Source organism: Lysinibacillus sp. S1, from assembly GCF_044986265.1.
GTDB classification, from domain to species: domain Bacteria; phylum Bacillota; class Bacilli; order Bacillales_A; family Planococcaceae; genus Lysinibacillus; species Lysinibacillus capsici.
In genome coordinates this window covers 1,179,355-1,196,044 of the sequence record NZ_CP173154.1, presented here as the reverse complement: position 1 = coordinate 1,196,044, position 16,690 = coordinate 1,179,355, and the positions used below count along the sequence as shown (strand labels likewise).

14 protein-coding genes, 1 pseudogene and 2 riboswitches are annotated in these 16,690 nt (G+C 36.8%); of the genes and pseudogenes, 10 read left to right on the top strand and 5 right to left on the bottom strand.

The window, feature by feature from the left end:
• Positions 1 to 233: 233 nt before the first annotated feature.
• The 4 genes and pseudogenes from ACHZEU_RS06310 (at position 234) to ACHZEU_RS06295 (ending at position 5,374) form a co-directional block, all read left to right on the top strand.
• A complete protein-coding gene (locus tag ACHZEU_RS06310) occupies positions 234 to 1,607 on the top strand; it encodes an amino acid permease (RefSeq protein WP_404804223.1) in 1,374 nt (457 codons plus the stop codon).
• Positions 1,608 to 1,759: 152 nt separating this feature from the next.
• A complete protein-coding gene (locus tag ACHZEU_RS06305; RefSeq protein ID WP_404804222.1) occupies positions 1,760 to 3,154 on the top strand; it encodes a spore germination protein in 1,395 nt (464 codons plus the stop codon).
• A gap of 7 nt (positions 3,155 to 3,161) precedes the next feature.
• Positions 3,162 to 4,265 (top strand): annotated as a pseudogene (locus ACHZEU_RS06300) (GerAB/ArcD/ProY family transporter).
• Positions 4,262 to 5,374: a Ger(x)C family spore germination protein gene (locus ACHZEU_RS06295; RefSeq protein WP_112117688.1), complete on the top strand. Its 1,113-nt coding sequence runs from the start codon at positions 4,262 to 4,264 to the stop codon at positions 5,372 to 5,374. Before ACHZEU_RS06300 ends, ACHZEU_RS06295 begins: the two are co-directional and overlap by 4 nt.
• A gap of 36 nt (positions 5,375 to 5,410) precedes the next feature.
• Here ACHZEU_RS06295 and pgeF read toward each other — a convergent pair whose 3' ends face one another.
• Positions 5,411 to 6,175, bottom strand: coding sequence for a peptidoglycan editing factor PgeF (gene pgeF / locus ACHZEU_RS06290; protein WP_404804221.1), 765 nt, complete (start codon positions 6,173 to 6,175; stop codon positions 5,411 to 5,413).
• A gap of 562 nt (positions 6,176 to 6,737) precedes the next feature.
• Here pgeF and ACHZEU_RS06285 point away from each other — a divergent pair.
• The 4 genes from ACHZEU_RS06285 to ACHZEU_RS06270 all read left to right on the top strand — a co-directional run bounded on the left by ACHZEU_RS06285 (position 6,738) and on the right by ACHZEU_RS06270 (position 9,998).
• A complete protein-coding gene (locus ACHZEU_RS06285) occupies positions 6,738 to 6,962 on the top strand; it encodes a hypothetical protein (protein ID WP_404804220.1) in 225 nt (74 codons plus the stop codon).
• Positions 6,963 to 7,133: 171 nt separating this feature from the next.
• On the top strand, positions 7,134 to 7,793 hold the full coding sequence (locus ACHZEU_RS06280) for a CAP domain-containing protein (RefSeq protein ID WP_404804576.1): 660 nt from the start codon (positions 7,134 to 7,136) through the stop codon (positions 7,791 to 7,793).
• A gap of 301 nt (positions 7,794 to 8,094) precedes the next feature.
• Positions 8,095 to 9,075 (top strand): VanW family protein, encoded by a 981-nt coding sequence (locus ACHZEU_RS06275; RefSeq protein ID WP_404804219.1) that lies wholly within the window; start codon positions 8,095 to 8,097, stop codon positions 9,073 to 9,075.
• Between the two features lie 98 nt (positions 9,076 to 9,173).
• On the top strand, positions 9,174 to 9,998 hold the full coding sequence (locus tag ACHZEU_RS06270) for a methyl-accepting chemotaxis protein (RefSeq protein WP_048389914.1): 825 nt from the start codon (positions 9,174 to 9,176) through the stop codon (positions 9,996 to 9,998).
• 46 nt (positions 9,999 to 10,044) lie between these two features.
• On the opposite strand, the gene ACHZEU_RS06265 is transcribed toward ACHZEU_RS06270, so the two are convergent.
• The 4 genes from ACHZEU_RS06265 to ACHZEU_RS06250 all read right to left on the bottom strand — a co-directional run bounded on the left by ACHZEU_RS06265 (position 10,045) and on the right by ACHZEU_RS06250 (position 14,519).
• Entirely contained in the window at positions 10,045 to 10,662 is a 618-nt protein-coding gene (locus ACHZEU_RS06265; RefSeq protein WP_404804218.1) for an HAD-IA family hydrolase, read from the bottom strand.
• A gap of 208 nt (positions 10,663 to 10,870) precedes the next feature.
• The gene (locus tag ACHZEU_RS06260) at positions 10,871 to 12,256 is read right to left on the bottom strand and encodes a DHA2 family efflux MFS transporter permease subunit (protein WP_083225374.1); all 1,386 of its coding nucleotides are present in this window, start codon (positions 12,254 to 12,256) and stop codon (positions 10,871 to 10,873) included.
• A gap of 365 nt (positions 12,257 to 12,621) precedes the next feature.
• A complete protein-coding gene (locus ACHZEU_RS06255; protein WP_279494493.1) occupies positions 12,622 to 13,398 on the bottom strand; it encodes a YibE/F family protein in 777 nt (258 codons plus the stop codon).
• Complete coding sequence (locus tag ACHZEU_RS06250; RefSeq protein WP_066037650.1) at positions 13,395 to 14,519, bottom strand: YibE/F family protein; 1,125 nt, start codon at positions 14,517 to 14,519, stop codon at positions 13,395 to 13,397. The genes ACHZEU_RS06255 and ACHZEU_RS06250 overlap by 4 nt, the downstream gene beginning before the upstream one ends.
• Before the next feature lie 220 nt (positions 14,520 to 14,739).
• A riboswitch (FMN riboswitch) is annotated at positions 14,740 to 14,865 on the top strand.
• A gap of 221 nt (positions 14,866 to 15,086) precedes the next feature.
• On the opposite strand from ACHZEU_RS06250, the gene tnpA reads away from it, so the two are divergent.
• Both tnpA and ribE read left to right on the top strand, forming a co-directional pair.
• Positions 15,087 to 15,563 (top strand): IS200/IS605 family transposase, encoded by a 477-nt coding sequence (gene tnpA, locus ACHZEU_RS06245; protein ID WP_115673398.1) that lies wholly within the window; start codon positions 15,087 to 15,089, stop codon positions 15,561 to 15,563.
• 150 nt (positions 15,564 to 15,713) lie between these two features.
• Positions 15,714 to 15,839, top strand: a riboswitch (FMN riboswitch).
• A gap of 199 nt (positions 15,840 to 16,038) precedes the next feature.
• Entirely contained in the window at positions 16,039 to 16,677 is a 639-nt protein-coding gene (ribE, locus tag ACHZEU_RS06240) for a riboflavin synthase (RefSeq protein WP_048389920.1), read from the top strand.
• Positions 16,678 to 16,690 lie beyond the last annotated feature (13 nt).

Sequence of the window (16,690 nt, the reverse complement as noted above, 5' to 3'; positions counted from 1 at the left end):
ATTCCTTTCGACTTGAACGGAATAGAGTTTTTTGAATTTTCTGATTTAAATTATGTTGAAGTAACATCATATTTCGTATAAATCGTCGTTATTACCTATTTTTTGTAACTGATAGTAAACTAGCTATTTTTTTTGGTTTTTTGAATTTTACATTTGTCTTTTTTAGAAAAATTGATTATTATTTTAAAGTAAAAACATCGTAGAAAGAACAACAGGAAAAGAGGCGTTATGGAGTGGCCAATAAGGAATTGAAAAGAGGATTAGAAGCACGTCATATTCAAATGATTGCACTTGGCGGTACGATTGGTGTTGGGCTATTTATGGGCTCAGCAAGTGCTATTCAATGGACAGGACCTTCTGTACTCCTTGCCTATGGTATTGCAGGTATTTTTATTTTTTTCATTATGAGGGCAATGGGTGAGATGCTTTATATGGAGCCAAGTACAGGCTCTTTTGCCACATTTGGCTATAAATATATTCATCCTTTAGCAGGGTACTTAACAGCGTGGAGTAACTGGTTCCAATGGGTTATTGTTGGGATGTCTGAAATTATAGCAGTAGGAACGTATATGCAATATTGGTATCCAGAATTACCAGCTTGGATACCTGGTCTAATTGCAATGGTGATTTTGGGTGTGGCAAACTTCATTTCTGTCAAATCGTTTGGAGAATTTGAATTCTGGTTTGCGATGATTAAAATTGTTACGATTATTTTAATGATTATTGCAGGGGTCGGACTCATCTTCTTTGGCTTTGGCAATGATGGAATAGCAATCGGCTTATCTAATCTTTGGAGTCACGGTGGCTTCTTTACAGGTGGCTGGACAGGATTTTTCTTTGCCTTATCTTTAGTCGTTGCTGCCTATCAAGGGGTGGAGCTCATTGGGATTACAGCAGGAGAAGCAAAAAATCCTCAACAAACGATTACGAATGCCATCCAAAGCATTATTTGGCGAATTTTAATTTTCTATATCGGTGCAATCTTTGTCATTGTTACAGTGTATCCTTGGGATGAGCTTGGCACAATTGGTAGTCCTTTCGTTGCGACATTTGCTAAGGTAGGTATCACAGCTGCTGCAGGTATTATTAATTTCGTCGTCATCACAGCTGCAATGTCAGGGTGTAACAGTGGAATCTATAGTGCTGGACGTATGTTATATACACTTGCTATGAATGGACAAGCACCAAAATTTTTCGCAAAGCTTTCTAGTAATGGTGTGCCTTTATTTGGAACAGCGGGCGTATTAGTTGGCTTAGTCGCTGGTGTTATTCTAAGTTATATTGCCCCTGAAAACTTATTTGTTTATGTGTATAGTGCGAGTGTTTTACCAGGGATGATTCCATGGTTTATCATTTTAATCAGTCAAATTCGTTTTAGAAAAGTAAAGGGAGCGCAGCTAGCAAAGCATCCTTTTAAAATGCCGTTCGCACCGATTACAAACTATGTAACAATCATCTTTTTAATCATGGTACTAGTCGGCATGTGGTTCAATGATGATACACGCGTGTCATTAATAGTGGGCATTATTTTCTTGATTCTCGTAACCATTAGCTACTATGTATTTGGTATTGGTAAAAACCGATACAGCAAAGATTCTATAGAATAACCTTTAAGGATGTATCTCTCATTNGGATGCATCCTTTTTGTATGGCTATTTTTGCTAGCACAATTTTTACATAATTAAATGAAAAAAAGACAAACTACTAAAAAATGAATGATATGGMCTGGTATTTATCGGAACAAAAGGGGTGGAGAAAAATGAACGAGATACCCGAGCAGATTGTCGCTAAATTAAAGCAGGAGATTAACGAAGTCGATGACGTAAAACTGAAAATGATCGCTACAGAAGAAGGGGATGTGACGGTCATTTATTTCTCCTCACTCATCGAAAAAATGACCTTACAAACCATGGTGACGATTCCACTAGCTAATAATTTGAAACAAATTCATCAAATGGCTCAATATGTGGACCCAAAAGATGTGAAAGGTGTCGTTAAAAAATTGAATGCTGGGCAAACCCTTCTTTTTTTTCACGAAACCAACGCCCTATTAAGTGTCGATACGTATAGTGCGCCTACAAGGGCCATTACGGATACGGAAACAGAGTCGACTGTAATTGGTCMACAGGATGCATTTACAGAATCACTGGAAACGAATATATCGTTAGTGAGAAGACGGATTCAAAGCTCCATGCTAAAAAATGAAAACCGAATTGTTGGGTCAGAAGCCAATATTAAAATATCGATTATGTATATGGATAATATCGTGAGCCATGAAAATTTAGATGATTTAAGAAACCGTATTGACCAGGTAGATTATCCGTTATTTACGGATATATCCGTGTTGAAGCAATTAATTGAGGATAATCCATTATCGCCCTTTCCTCAATATTACATGACAGTCCGTCCAGATAGTATTTGCCGTTATCTTCTGGATGGTAGAATCGTCGTTTTTATGGATAATAGTCAACTAGCCATTGTCTGTCCCACTTCTTTTTTTGAAATGTTCGTGTCGATTGAGGATTACTACAACCGTTGGACAACAGCATCTTTATTAAGGATGCTGCGCTTTTTTGGTTTTTTCTTAACGATCATGATTACACCAATGTATATATCAGCCTTAACCTTTCATCCAGAAATTTTGCCATACGAATTATTACTAAATCTTCAAGAATCAAGAAGTAAGGTACCATTTCCACCACTGATTGAGGTATTATTTATCGAGCTTATAATTGAAGTGTTGCGAGAAGCGGGCTCTCGAATGCCTGCCAAAGTCGGACAAACCATTGGTATCGTAGGAGGTATTGTAATTGGTACAGCGGCCGTAGAAGCTGGATTACTCAGTAATATACTCATTGTGTTAGTCGCTACCTCAGCACTACTTTCCTTCTTACCGCCTATTTTCTTAATGAGTAATACTAGCCGATTTATTCGTTATATTTTTATCTTATCAGCAGGTTTATTTGGCTTGTTTGGACAGATGCTCGCCTTTGCGTGGTTAATCCACCATTTATTAAGTCTCAAATCCTTAGGAACGCATTATATGACACCTGCTATTCCAAGAAAGCCAAGCGATTTATTGGATAGTGTCATCCGATTTCCAACTAAATATATAAGAAGTAAGACTGGTATTTCAAAAGTACAGAAAAAATAGTGTCAGAATGAGAATGAGGTGGTTAACTTTGAATACAACAAAAGGAAAGGTGTTAAATCGTTATCATGTCATCTTCTTAGCGCAAAGTATTATGATTGGTACCGGTATCCTTTCGCTCCCTCAGAAATTAAGTCCTATGGGCTACACACAATCATTTATGCCTCTTCTCTTTGGTGTGATTGCTAGCCTGACACTATTTGCGATGGTATGGCTTTGTTCAAAGTTTCCCAATGATGATTTATTTCGAATGAATGAAATATTATTGGGAAAATGGCTCGGAAAATTTATAAATCTACTCGTCATTATTCAATTTATTGTTTTTAGTGCAGGGATTATTAGTAATTATATGCACTTAATTCAAAGTACAGCATTGCAGGAACAAACCATTACCATGCCTGTCCTTTGCTTTTTACTTCTACTTATTTATATTGTAAGTGGGGGTATTAAATCTATTGCACGATTTTGTATAATGACATTTTTTATTACCATTGGATTATTCTATTTTACGCGCTGGGCCATTGAAAAAGGTGATCCAAGTCATTTTTTGCCTCTATTTAATTTTACGCCTAAGGAATTTTATGAAGCGTTAAAGCAAGGATATTTTTCTATCCTTGGTTACGAATTAATTCTATTTTATTTTCCATATATCATCGATCAAAAAAAGGCATTTCGTCATTCCTTAATCGGTATTTGGAGTAGTATATTTTTATGATTTAGAACAACAGCTATTAGCGTAATGTATTATTCAGAGTGGCAATTAAAAAATGTAGAGTTTTCAGTATTAAACCTATTTAAGGCAGGAGAATTTACCTTTATTGAGCGAATCGATATCATTGGCATTACGCTTTGGGTTTTTCTAATCTTATCCTCGATTACAGCCTATGTATGGTGTGCAAAAAGGGGTATGGATACCTTCCTTAAAAAGAAAAAGCAAAGTTATCAGTTGTATATCATCGCCTTGATTATTTTCTTTATTGTAAAAATGCCCTTTTCGCGTGAATTCCAAGAAAAATTATTTATGGCAAGTAACTATGTAGGCTATGTGCTGGTAAGCTGGCCAGTGTTTTTAATCCTGATATATGTTATTCGAAAAAAGCAGGTGCAGGTATGAAAAATAAACATCTATGCATCATTTCTTTTTTGATTTTCGTTTTACTTACAGGCTGTTCTAAAAAAGAATTAAAAGTTCCTCTAGAAGATGTTGGGATGGTAGACTCGATGGCTTTTGACTATATCGATGAGAATCAGATGAGACTCACAGTAGCGATCCCCCAATATTCTCCAGAAGCAGAAAAGGACACACAAACTTTTTCTATCACAACAGATTTAGTATCAAGCGGCATCGTGGAAATAGAAAAGCAATCCGATAAGAAAATAGTCTTCAATCAATTGCGAGTTGTCTTAGTAAACGAAGATTTTGCGCGGAAAGGGAATGTTCGAAAAATTGTTCAGCACTTATATCGCAATGCGGAAGTAGGTAATAAAGTATTGATAGCTGTTGTGAAGGATAATGCGGAAGCGATTTTAAAAGGGGATTATCCTGATAAGCCAAGTATTAATTTTTATTTGAACAATCTATTAGAGCCGAGTATCAATACTGCTTTTAACCCCAATACCAATATTCATGATTTTATGTACTCGATTACAAATCCTGTAGTGGATACAGTATTACCCTATGTTGAAAAACGAGGGGAGAAATTAGAGATTAAAGGCGTTGCCATATTTAAAGGGAATCAGATGCATGAATTAATTAAACCTGAGGAAGCACTAGTTATTCAAGCTTTAAGTGGACAGAAAAATCTTGCTCCTTTGCACCTTGATTTAAATGCGGGACATGGAGAAGAAAAGGTAATGATTGATTTAATCGAGAGCAGTGTGAAAAAAGAGAGTAATAAAAATATGGAATCACCCAAATTAACGATTTTCTTAAAAATAAAGGGTACTTTAAGCGAATATAAGGGAGAAAGAGAATCACATTTATTTACAGTTGAAAGTATAAGTGATTTGGAAAAAGATGTGAATAAACAGCTGGAACAGGATATTAGTGAATTTTTAGCGCGATTAAATAAAACAGAGGTAGACCCAGCTGGCTTAAGCGAAGAATTTAGAATGTATCATCATGGAAAATGGACATCGAAAAAAACAAGAGAGCTTATTAGAAAATTAGACGTGAAGGTCCATGTAGAAACGTCCATTATTAGTACAGGTACTTTAAAATAACAGCAAAGACCCATTCGATAAGAAGGGKCTTTGCTGTTATTGTGTTTTTCGCATAATAAAGCTTAAATGTCTTCCAGCTTGTTTATCTTGACGATAAGAAAAGCCATCGGGACTAAGGAATGTACAGGTTTCATCAATTTGTATTTGATTCACTGGAATACCCGCAAGCTCACATTGCTTTTTGACTGTCTGCTGATTATCAATATGGTATTTTTTCGTTTCTGCATTGTAATACATAAATTCTTCGGCATAACCAAGACTGTGAAATTTTTCATATACATCTGCGTCTACCTCAAATTTCTGCTGACTCAGTGCCATACCGATTTGAACATGAAAGTCCTCAGGTCGACACTGTTCTTCATTCATAAGATGCTGAAACAGTTTGGGTGTTATTTCTTTGACTGTTCCTTGCCATCCCGAATGAATCACACCGACGMGTCCATTCACAGCATTATAAAAAATAACGGGCACGCAATCTGCTGTAAAACTACATAATAGTAAGTTAGGCTCAAGTGTATAAAGCGCGTCTGTATTCTTCACCGCTGTATCCATTTGCGCAGCTCCTCGTCCTTGATCGGCTAATGTGACTTTATGAAAGTTCGCACTATGTGTTTGCTCTGTACAAATAAAATTTTGTAAATCACAGTTCAATGTCGCAGCTAAATGCTGACGATTGTTAATGATAGCTTGAACATCATGGCAACTATGCAAAGCCATATTATTGTGTTCAATCTCCATCTCATCTTTTAAGGTCGTTCCTGCGATAAATTGCTCATTATCTATATACATTTTTATTTTCATTTAATCACCTCGTTTTACTATATAGGATCGCTTGTGGAATGTATAGGTTGCCGTTTTTTACTATTTAGCACTCCTTTACCCGTCTATCAAACTTTTAGACATAAAGAATCGATTTCCTCATATAGTAGAAGGAATGCTAGAGAGGGGGAGAGCGTGAATGTTGAGTGAACAAGACATATTATTAATTTGCCAAGTAGGAATGGGTCNNTTTTGGATTTTTACATATATACTTGTTATTTACAAAGGATGGCAAGATAAAACCTATGGCATGCCTATGGTCSCTATTTKTGCCAATATTTCATGGGAATTTWYCTTTKCYTTKTWCTRSMYMMMMAAYSMCMWSYWWCGCTATATYMYKYTKWYYTGGTTTGTATTGGATGTCTTTATTTTGATGCAATTTTTACGTTATGCTCCAAATGAATATCGAAAGATGCTATCAAAAAAGCTATTGTANTTCTCCTTTTTGATCACGTTAATCTTTAGCATGCTGATCATTTTAGGTATAGTCTATGAATTTCAAGATTTCGAAGGAAAGTACGTAGCATTCTTTCAAAATCTTATGATGTCAGGACTATTTATTGCTTTACTCTTGCAAAGAGGGAATTTAGCTGGTCAATCCATGGGGATAGCAGTTTGTAAGATGGTGGGTACATTATTTGCAGCGGTTGGATTTTATCTATACTTYCGCACACCTTTAATTACCATTATTTCTGTAGCAACGCTCTTTTATGATTGGCTCTATATTCTCTTAATTTATCGATTACAGCGTAAGCAATTAGCAAAATAGGWTATTTTGTGCAGCAATTGATVACTGAATCTATTAGTAATGTATGCCAATTACAAACATATTGCAACTTGATGACAATTCCAATGGGAAAGAATAGCGAGAGAAAGGGCTTTAACTAAACATATGGCGAGCTTGTCATACAATTGTAAAAATCCTTCCAAATATTTTGTGATGATTATGGCTCAGAAACTATTTACGATAATGGTAGAGCAATTAGGAAGGGTGATTAAAAAAATAAAAAAAGTAGCACTAGCTTCAGTAGTAGCAACTTCATTATTAGTACCAGTTGCGGCAATGGCCGCCGAATCCTATACAGTGACATCTGGCGATACGCTATGGAAAATAGCATTAAAAACAGAAACGGGTGTACAGGAATTAATTGATGCCAACCCACAACTCGCTAACCCAAATCAAATTTCTCCAGGTCAAAAAATTAACGTCCCTGTAAAAGAACAGGCAACAGTTGAACAAGAGGTTGTGAAACTTGTCAATGCAGAACGGGCAAAAGCAGGTCTTCCAGCATTGCAAGAAGATTGGGAGCTATCAAGGGTTGCTAAATATAAGTCGCAAGATATGCAGGATAAAAATTACTTTGACCACACAAGTCCAACGTATGGTACACCTTTTACCATGATGAAAAACTTCGGTATTACGTATAAATCTGCTGGTGAAAATATCGCGAAGGGCCAACGCTCCGCACAGGAAGTTGTAACGGCCTGGATGAACAGTGAAGGACACCGTGCCAATATCCTTAATAAAAGCTACACACATATTGGTGTAGGCTATGTACAGGAAGGTAATTACTGGACACAAATGTTTATTCAAAAATAAAAAAAGAAAGAGTATCTATTGGCTTTTGTGATAGCTAGTAGATGCTCTTTTTCGCGTTAAATTCTAAAGTATACCGTATTGGAAGCGTATATTACTTCTTCTAGAATTAATCCCCCTAAATCATTAAAAGGTTAATTAAGTACAAGAATACACATCAAACTATCTTTAGATATGTCAGGCTAAGGATAATGTAGCGTGTTTTTGCTATCTTGACAAATAAAAATAACCAAAAAACAACACACTATGAGCAATAGACGAATAAGATGTCTCTGTAGTATGAAGATAGAGGTGGTGTTTATGGTTGAAAAAGAAGTGGTTAGCTACATGTTGCGTTATCTGTATGACGGGTCTCGTAGGTTGTGAAAAAACAGCAGTCCCTGATAACAAGCTAGAACAAGAAATTCAACAACGTGAGGAAATACAGCAACCTGTTACATATGAACAAGAACAAATGATTGATCCTATTGTAGAGGTTGTTGATCCAACTACGAGTAAGGTACTTAAAACAATATCTCCAAAGGAATTTGGCTTCGATACAGACCCACAAGCCTATCAAAAACATCTAGAGCAATTAGCAAGGGAATGGGCGAGAGGAACGGACACATCAAATGGCTATGATCAGCGTATGATGCTTGATCGATTGGATGAAAACGGGCAAGTGATCAAGGGGAAGCCGCAAATCATTTTAAAGGAAAGTGAGCTAGTGGAGCGTATTATCGAAGCTTCTGCGACTGGCGGTCAGGTAGAAATGCCGCTCTATATAACAGAAAGTGGCTATTATTTTGAGGATCTTCCTTTATTAGAGGAAGTGGTTGTTGCATCTTATACAACTTATTTCAATCGTGCTGATTTAGGAAGAAATAAAAATATTGAGCTCTCTGCTAGAGCCATTCATAATGTGATTGTAGGCAGTGGCGATTATTTTTCTTTTAATACAATTGTAGGTCCAAGAGATGAGGCAAATGGCTATCAACCCGCACCTGAAATTATTAATAAGAAGGTAGTCATGGGAATTGGTGGTGGAATCTGTCAAACTTCTTCAACCTTGTTTAATGCAGTAGACCAAATTCCCGTCAAATATGTTGAGCGCCATCATCATTCGTTAGATGTAGGATATGTCCCAAAAGGAAGAGATGCTACGGTTTCTTATGATACGTTAGATTTTAGGTTTCAAAACTCAAATGATGTACCATTTTTAATTAAGGCAAATTATGGAGAGAATTCTCTAACAATTGAAATTCGAACGGCAGAAAAATATGTAGAATTATTGAAAAAAACATAATGTTGTAAGGAGACACCACTAGACGTTGGTGTCTTTTTTCGGATCGCATGATATAGTTAAATTGATACAATTCAGAAAATTTTAGGGGGAAAAAGACAATGCATCCTAAACTACAAGCAACGATTGATTCRATTGATTTATACCAAGCAACTTACCCAGAGGATGCTTGTGTCATCGTGGCAGATACGGAAAAAGTGCTTGCCTACAAACCAGGAAAAAAGGTTGACTTGAAAGTTGGGGTTGGTGATCCAGTACATAAATATCGAGGTACAGCAACAGAAATAGCGTTAAGTTCAGGAAAATTTGTGAAAGAGGAGCGTAGCGCAGAAGGTTTTGGTATGGCCTATATCGCCTCTGCCCAGCCTATTTTTGAAGGAGGACGTATTATTGGCGTAGTAAGTGCCATTATTTCGAACGAAAAAATGGATAGTATGCGTCTATTGGCAACTGAGCTTTCGAGTGCTGTAGAAGAAATGACAGCTACAAATGAAGGATTAGCCACTGCCAGTAAGGATGTATCCAATCGTTTGGAAGAGCTATCTAATTTCGCGGAATCGATGACAGGCGATATTGAACAAATTAATGTGATTGTCCATTTAGTAAAAGATTTAGCTATGAAATCGAGAATTCTTGGTCTAAACGCATCGATAGAAGCAGCACGTTCAGGTGAGCATGGGCGTGGCTTTGCGGTGGTCGCTTCTGAAATACAAAAAATGTCCCAGAGTAGTACAGAAAGTGCTGATAGCATAACTGTGCAACTAGAAAATATTAAACAATCCATCGATCAGGTCAATGCATCAACAAATCAAATTGCTGCGTTTACACAGCAGTTTGCTGCGAGTATGCATGAATTAACAGATGCCTACAAAGGGGTTAATAGTACAGCAGAAAAGCTAATGCAAATTAGTGACATCAAAGGATAGGCATATAAAAAGGATAATAGACAAGTGCTATTATCCTTTTTCATGATTAAATGATCTCTAAAATTTCCTGTGGTGTTGAGACACTGTATTCAGGTTCGTCATTTTGTACGACTTCTTTGGCATCATAGCCCCATTCCACCCAAATAATTGGTATACCGGCTTTCTTACAAGCAACAATATCCCTTTGCTCGTCTCCAATGTATACGACGTTAGACGAGTCGACATTTGCTTCCTTTAAAAACTTTTTCATTACTTTGTCCTTACCAAAAATGCGGTTGGAGCAAAGTACATCTGCTACACAATGAATACCGTTCATTTTAAGAAATTCTAAAATATTCTCTTTAGAGTTTGAGGAAATAATCAGGATTTTATAGCCTCTTTTATCAATCTCTATTAATAGTTCCTTCATTCCTTCAAAAAGATGAACATCATTTAATGATTGACGATACAATTTATAAAATTGCGGTAAAATCATAGGCCACTTATACATTGGAAAGTCGAATAATTTACTGCGTTCTGAAATTGATAATTTTTTTAATGTATCAATTTCCTTTAATTCAATGCCTTTAAATTTATATTTTTGGGCTAAAGTATTCCATGCTGAGGCAAACACAGCAGTAGAATCTGCAAGCGTCCCATCAAAATCAAAGATAATATGCTTCATTGCAAACTTTCTCCTTTTTCATCTCGTTGTATTGACGTTCTATGCTAAAAAATTTTACATGGAATGGGCATCTAGTATTCTTGAAATAACAACCATTTTGAGCGTACGTAAACATCTTATGGTAAATATTATCAGAAAATACGGCGATTGCAATGAAAATGGTACAACAAAAGGAGGTGTCTCAAAAGTCCATTGAGACACCTCGACATTATTGTGTTTTTTTCAAAAAGAAGGAGAGTATGACATTGATTATTGCCAGAACAAAACTGATAGAAAAGACAAAGGCCGAACCTGAAGCTGCTGCTTCTTGCGTATTAGTTGTTATGTCACTTAGGAGGTGCTGTTGTTTTGCTGAGAACAACGACACCATCACAGCAATACCAATTGCACCAGAAACTTGCTGAGAGGTTTGTGTAATCGCAATGCCATCTGGAAAGTATTGTCTTGGTAAGGCATTCAGCGTATTTGTTTGAACAGAGGCTAATACCATTCCAACACCAAGCATCATGATAATATGCGTTACGACTAATAGCCAAGTAGCTGTTTCTGTACCAGATAAAGCATAAAGTCCATACCCGATTACAACAAGTATAGTGCCAGGCGTAATGACTGCACGAGGGCCATATTTATCGAAGAATTTACCAATTGTAGGGGCTAATATACAGTTTAATAGACTACCAGGAAGCAACATTAAACCTGTCCCAAAAGCCGATACGAAAAGGACCATTTGCATATACATAGGAAGCACTACCAGCATAGACAACATATTGAAGAAGGTAATCATATTCATAAGAAGACCTAACACGAACATGGGGTATTGAAACGCTGTCAAATTTAACATCGGATGTTGCATTTTCAATTGACGTATTACAAATAAACATAAGGCGATTACACCTAGCAAAATGGTGCCTAGTACAGTAATATTTGACCAGCCTAAATCTCCGCCAGCACTGACACCATAAACGATGCCACCAAAGCTAATGGTAGATAAGAGAATGGACCAAAGATCAATAGCCAGCTGCTTTATTTCATTTACATTAGGAATAAAGATAAAGCCAAAAATAATGGAGAATAATAGGAAGGGGATGGTAACCCAGAATATCCAGTGCCAGGACAAACTATCTAAAATCATCCCAGCCAAGGTTGGACCGAAAGCGGGTCCAGCTAAAATAACGAGACCCATTACGCCCATAGCACTACCACGATTATTAGCTGGGAAAATTGTGAAAATCACATTTTGCGTTAAAGGTAATATAATCGCAAGTCCTGCTGCTTGAATAATACGTGCTAAAAGTAGGACAGCAAAAACGGGTGCGACTGCGGCAAGTATAGTACCGATTATCGAAAAGAGTAAAGACGCCATAAACATTTGGCGAGTAGTAAACTTTTGCATTAAAATGCCTGTTACAGGTACTAAAATGCCTAATGTGAGAAAGTATCCTGTTGCAAGCCATTGGATGGTTGTAGCGTCCACATCGAAGAGCAGGCTTAGCTCTCCAAGTGCAATATTTAATGCTGTCTCACTAAACAATCCTACAAAGCCAGCTACTAAGAGAGCAGCCATAATCGGACTTGTTTTTATTTCTTTATTCACAGTAAAAGCTCCTTTAATAAATGTTAGACGATCATAGGAGATTAAAATACAGAATATTTAGAAATTAATAGACGAATTTCTAGCAATCTTTTATTTTCTGCACAATAAAATGACCATGACGATGTTATCGTGATGTGGATTATCAGCGATCGTTTTTCCTATTAGCCAGTACACCTCCACGATACTGGCTTTTCTGATTTTTACTATAGCAAAAAAATTTTCTCGAATGTAAGTATTAATTCTAGCTTCATCTATACGATTTCACAATTTGGACAAACATTTTTGACATAGCATTCATTTTTTGAATGAATTAGAGGAGAAACGACGAGCACCTATCACAAATGCATGATAGGTACTGGTAATTTTTATAAAAGTTTTTCTGTTTTTTCGCGTGTTCGAATTAAATAAAAGGCATTGATGCAGGCGGCAATCGGAATAATCAATGCAATGCCGATTCCTGCACAAAAAATGGTTGTCATTTCGGCACTAAAAACCTTGGAGTTAACAATTTCCCCAATCGAATAGGAGAGGTCCTTGAACCAGATTAATAAGCTTAAATAGCCACCAAAGAAAGCAAAAAATAACGTATTGGTATAGGTTCCTAATATATCTCTTCCTATGCTTAAGCCAGCTGTAAATAATTTTTTTCTACTAATCGAAGGATTGCGATAAAAAATCTCATGCATAGAGGTAGCGATGGAAATGGCTACATCCATAATGGCACCTATCGTACTCATAATGATGACTGATGCACCAATCTGCACAAAATTAACACCAATGTAGAGAGAAAAGATGCTGATTTCTTCAGTTGATTCTTCGCCAAACCCTTGGATCATCGACTTTTCCGTTACAAAGGTAATAAAGAGTAGTAACACACCTATCGTCACCATCGTCGAGATAAAGGCTGTAATGGTTTTACTGTTTGTTTTATTGATATAGAAAAGACTAATACAGCTAATGACCGTACAGGCAATAAACGTCAAGATGATGGGGCTATTTTTAGGGTTTGTCATTAAAAAAATGGTGACAAAGAGCACACCAAAGTTTAGGAATAAAGAAAGAAATGAGCGTATCCCCTGTCTACCGCCGACAAGTACCATTAACACGAATAATATAACTGCTAATAAGACGACAACATTCATCCTTGAACCCTCTTTCGATTAATGAAAAATATAGCGGTATACTGACTGATAGGAATCGTAAGGACAACACCAATACCCCCTGCTAAGGCACGGGCTAATTCTAAAGAAAGATTTAAGGACAATGTAAGCCCTAATGTGGAAGAATTTTTTAAATAGAGAATAATCATAGGTATGGAGCCGCAAAGGTAGGCAAAGAATAAGATACTTGTAATGGTACCCATAATATCTTTACCGATTTCATGTCCCGAAGATTTAAGAGCCTTGACAGAGATTGTAGGATCTTGCTCGTATAAAGCAAAAATTGAGGAAGCCATTGTAATAGAAACATCCATTACTGCCCCAAGTGAGCCAATAAATAAACCTGCCATAAAGACAGTACGATAAGGACGTGTTAAAAATTGCATTTCTTCATAACGAAGACCATTTTCACCTGTCAACCACATTACAATAGAGCTTATGATAAGCGCTATAACAGTGCCTAAAAGTGTGGACACGATGGCTACATATGTTTTTGTATGCAATCCACTAATAAGTAGTAGCGAAATAATCGTAAATAGCAGGGCGCAAATGCCGCTGACTAATAACAGGCTTACGCCCCCATGCTTCACATAAAGATCTAATGCGAATGATAAAATCACAGCATTGACACTCAAACTAATGATAGAAAATAAGCCTTGTCTTTTACCTACAATAAGTAGGGCAAAAATAAAAATCCATGCAATCATTACCATGGTTTGATCTCGTTTTAAATCGAGAATGGTTCCTGTTAAAACAGATTGTGTTTTGCGATCATCTAGCGTGACAAAGATTTCATTGCCTACATGGTATTCTTGATCAAAAGCACCAGACGAAGAATAGTCATTCGTCAAATGAATGGATTGCCCCTTATGCTGACCATTTTTGATAATGGCCATAATCTCCTGTGTAAACAAAAAATCCTCATTTTCATACATATCTGTCATGGGTTCTGATGCTGTTACATCCACTTGCGTTATTTCCGCTATCGGTCGATCATAAAATTGTTCGTTATGATGTACGAAAACGATCGAAACCCCACAACAGAGTGCTAATAGGGCATAGAAAATAGCTTGTTTAAAAGGTATATTTTTAAAAAATGTCAAGTAAATGACCTCCAAACTGCTAGACTGAATAGTCACTTGTAAAGGAACGTTTTTTTGATGAAGAAGTTCCATAAACAGGTTAAATGTCATCATTTTAATAATATCTTTTACATTTTTCAAGTCGAGTCAGAGCTGTTTAAAATTTATGCTTCGAAAAAAATTTAAAAAGAAGGATGGATAATATAATAAAATAGTGTTATCGTAAGACTAGCTAAATAAAAATATTCTTCGGGGTAGGGTGAAATTCCCGATCGGCGGTGATGAAGCAATTCAAAGTCCGTGAGCGCAAGCTGATTTGGTGCAAATCCAAAACCGACAGTTACAGTCTGGATGGGAGAAGGGTAAAAATGCGAACTTTTTAAATTGATACTAATTTAGAAGGTTTATTTGACTATGCATTTATTACAAAACTTCCCAATCATCTTGTGGGAAGTTTTTTTGTATATTTTGAAAACCCCTTGCTATGCGAGGGGTTCCAAAGAGCTTCTAGCTATGGACAAGAAAAAAACCCCAGCCGTACAATGAAATCAGGTCTGGTCAACCGACTTCGTACGAAAGGGGCTCCAAATGGATAATAAAAGTTTAGCACACACGACATGGAATTGTAAGTATCACATCGTCTTTGCGCCAAAATATAGAAGGCAGATTATTTATGGACAAATCAAAGCAGATATAGGTAGAATTCTTCGCCAGTTATGTGAAAGAAAAGGAGTAGAAATCATTGAAGCCACAGCCTGTCCTGATCACATTCATATGTTGGTGAGTATTCCACCAAAAATAAGTGTTTCATCGTTTGTGGGTTATTTGAAAGGGAAGAGTAGTTTAATGATATTCGATCGGCATGCGAACCTGAAATACAAATATGGAAATAGGAAGTTTTGGTGTCGCGGATATTATGTAGATACAGTAGGACGAAACAGAAAAATCATACAGGAATATATAAAAAATCAATTGCAAGAGGATATACTTGAGGATCAAATGACCATGAAAGAATTCATTGATCCATTTACAGGAGAAGAAATACAAGCAAAAAAGCGAAAATAATAAAACCACTTTAGTGGTAGCGTGAAAACGGAGTGCGGTTGGCGGACCTTTCAGTGTGTCTTTAGACATGGGCCAGTACCCCAGCGTTTCACGCGTAGAGCAAACCACCAGTTAGACTGGTGGTTCTGATTTAGCCACAATCGAATAGAAGATGTTCTTCGGGGTAGGGTGAAATTCCCAATCGGCGGTGATGAAGCAATTCAAAGTCCGTGAGCGCAAGCTGATTTGGTGCAAATCCAAAACCGACAGTGATAGTCTGGATGGGAGAAGAACGAGTGAGATGACAGTCTATGAAAAAATTGTTTTCAAATAGGCTTATTTGTTGATGTCTTATACTCCCAAAACCCCTTTGATGTAAAGGGGTTTTTATTTTTTATTGCTAACGAGAGAAGGGAGAAGGATAAGGCACAAAAATAGGTAGATCAACTTTAAAAGTTAAGGATAGAAGTGCTAATAAAGTAGAGTAGGTGATGGAATGTTTACAGGACTTGTAGAGGATATTGGTATCATAAAAGCCTTGCAAAGTGATCGGGACAGTATGAAAATTACGGTTCAATCAGCCAAGATAACGGAGGATGTCAAGCTTGGTGACAGTATAGCGGTCAATGGAGTTTGTTTAACGGTGACAAATTTCACACAACAGCAGCTTACGATGGATGTTATGCCTGAAACAGTCAAAGCAACAAATCTACAGCAGCTGGCAATAGGTGATTCTGTTAATTTGGAGCGTGCCATGCCTGCTAATGGGCGATTTGGTGGCCATTTTGTTGCTGGTCATGTTGATGGAGTCGGCAAAATTTTGCGAAAACGTCCAGTAGCAAACGCCGTTTATATTGATATCGAAATGTCAGAGGAACTAACCAACTTTTGTATTCCAAAGGGTTCCATAACAATTGATGGCACAAGCTTAACCCTTTTTCATGTTGAAGCCAAGAGTGTCACAATTTCACTTATTCCTCATACTTACAAAGAAACCGTTTTAGGTATGAAGAGGGTTGGAGCAATCGTTAATATCGAAACCGATTTAGTTGGAAAATACATTATAGGGCAATTAAAAAAGGGGCAAACAACGCCAGCTATTACAAGAGATTATTTAGCACAACATGGTTTTTAAATCACAGAATAGG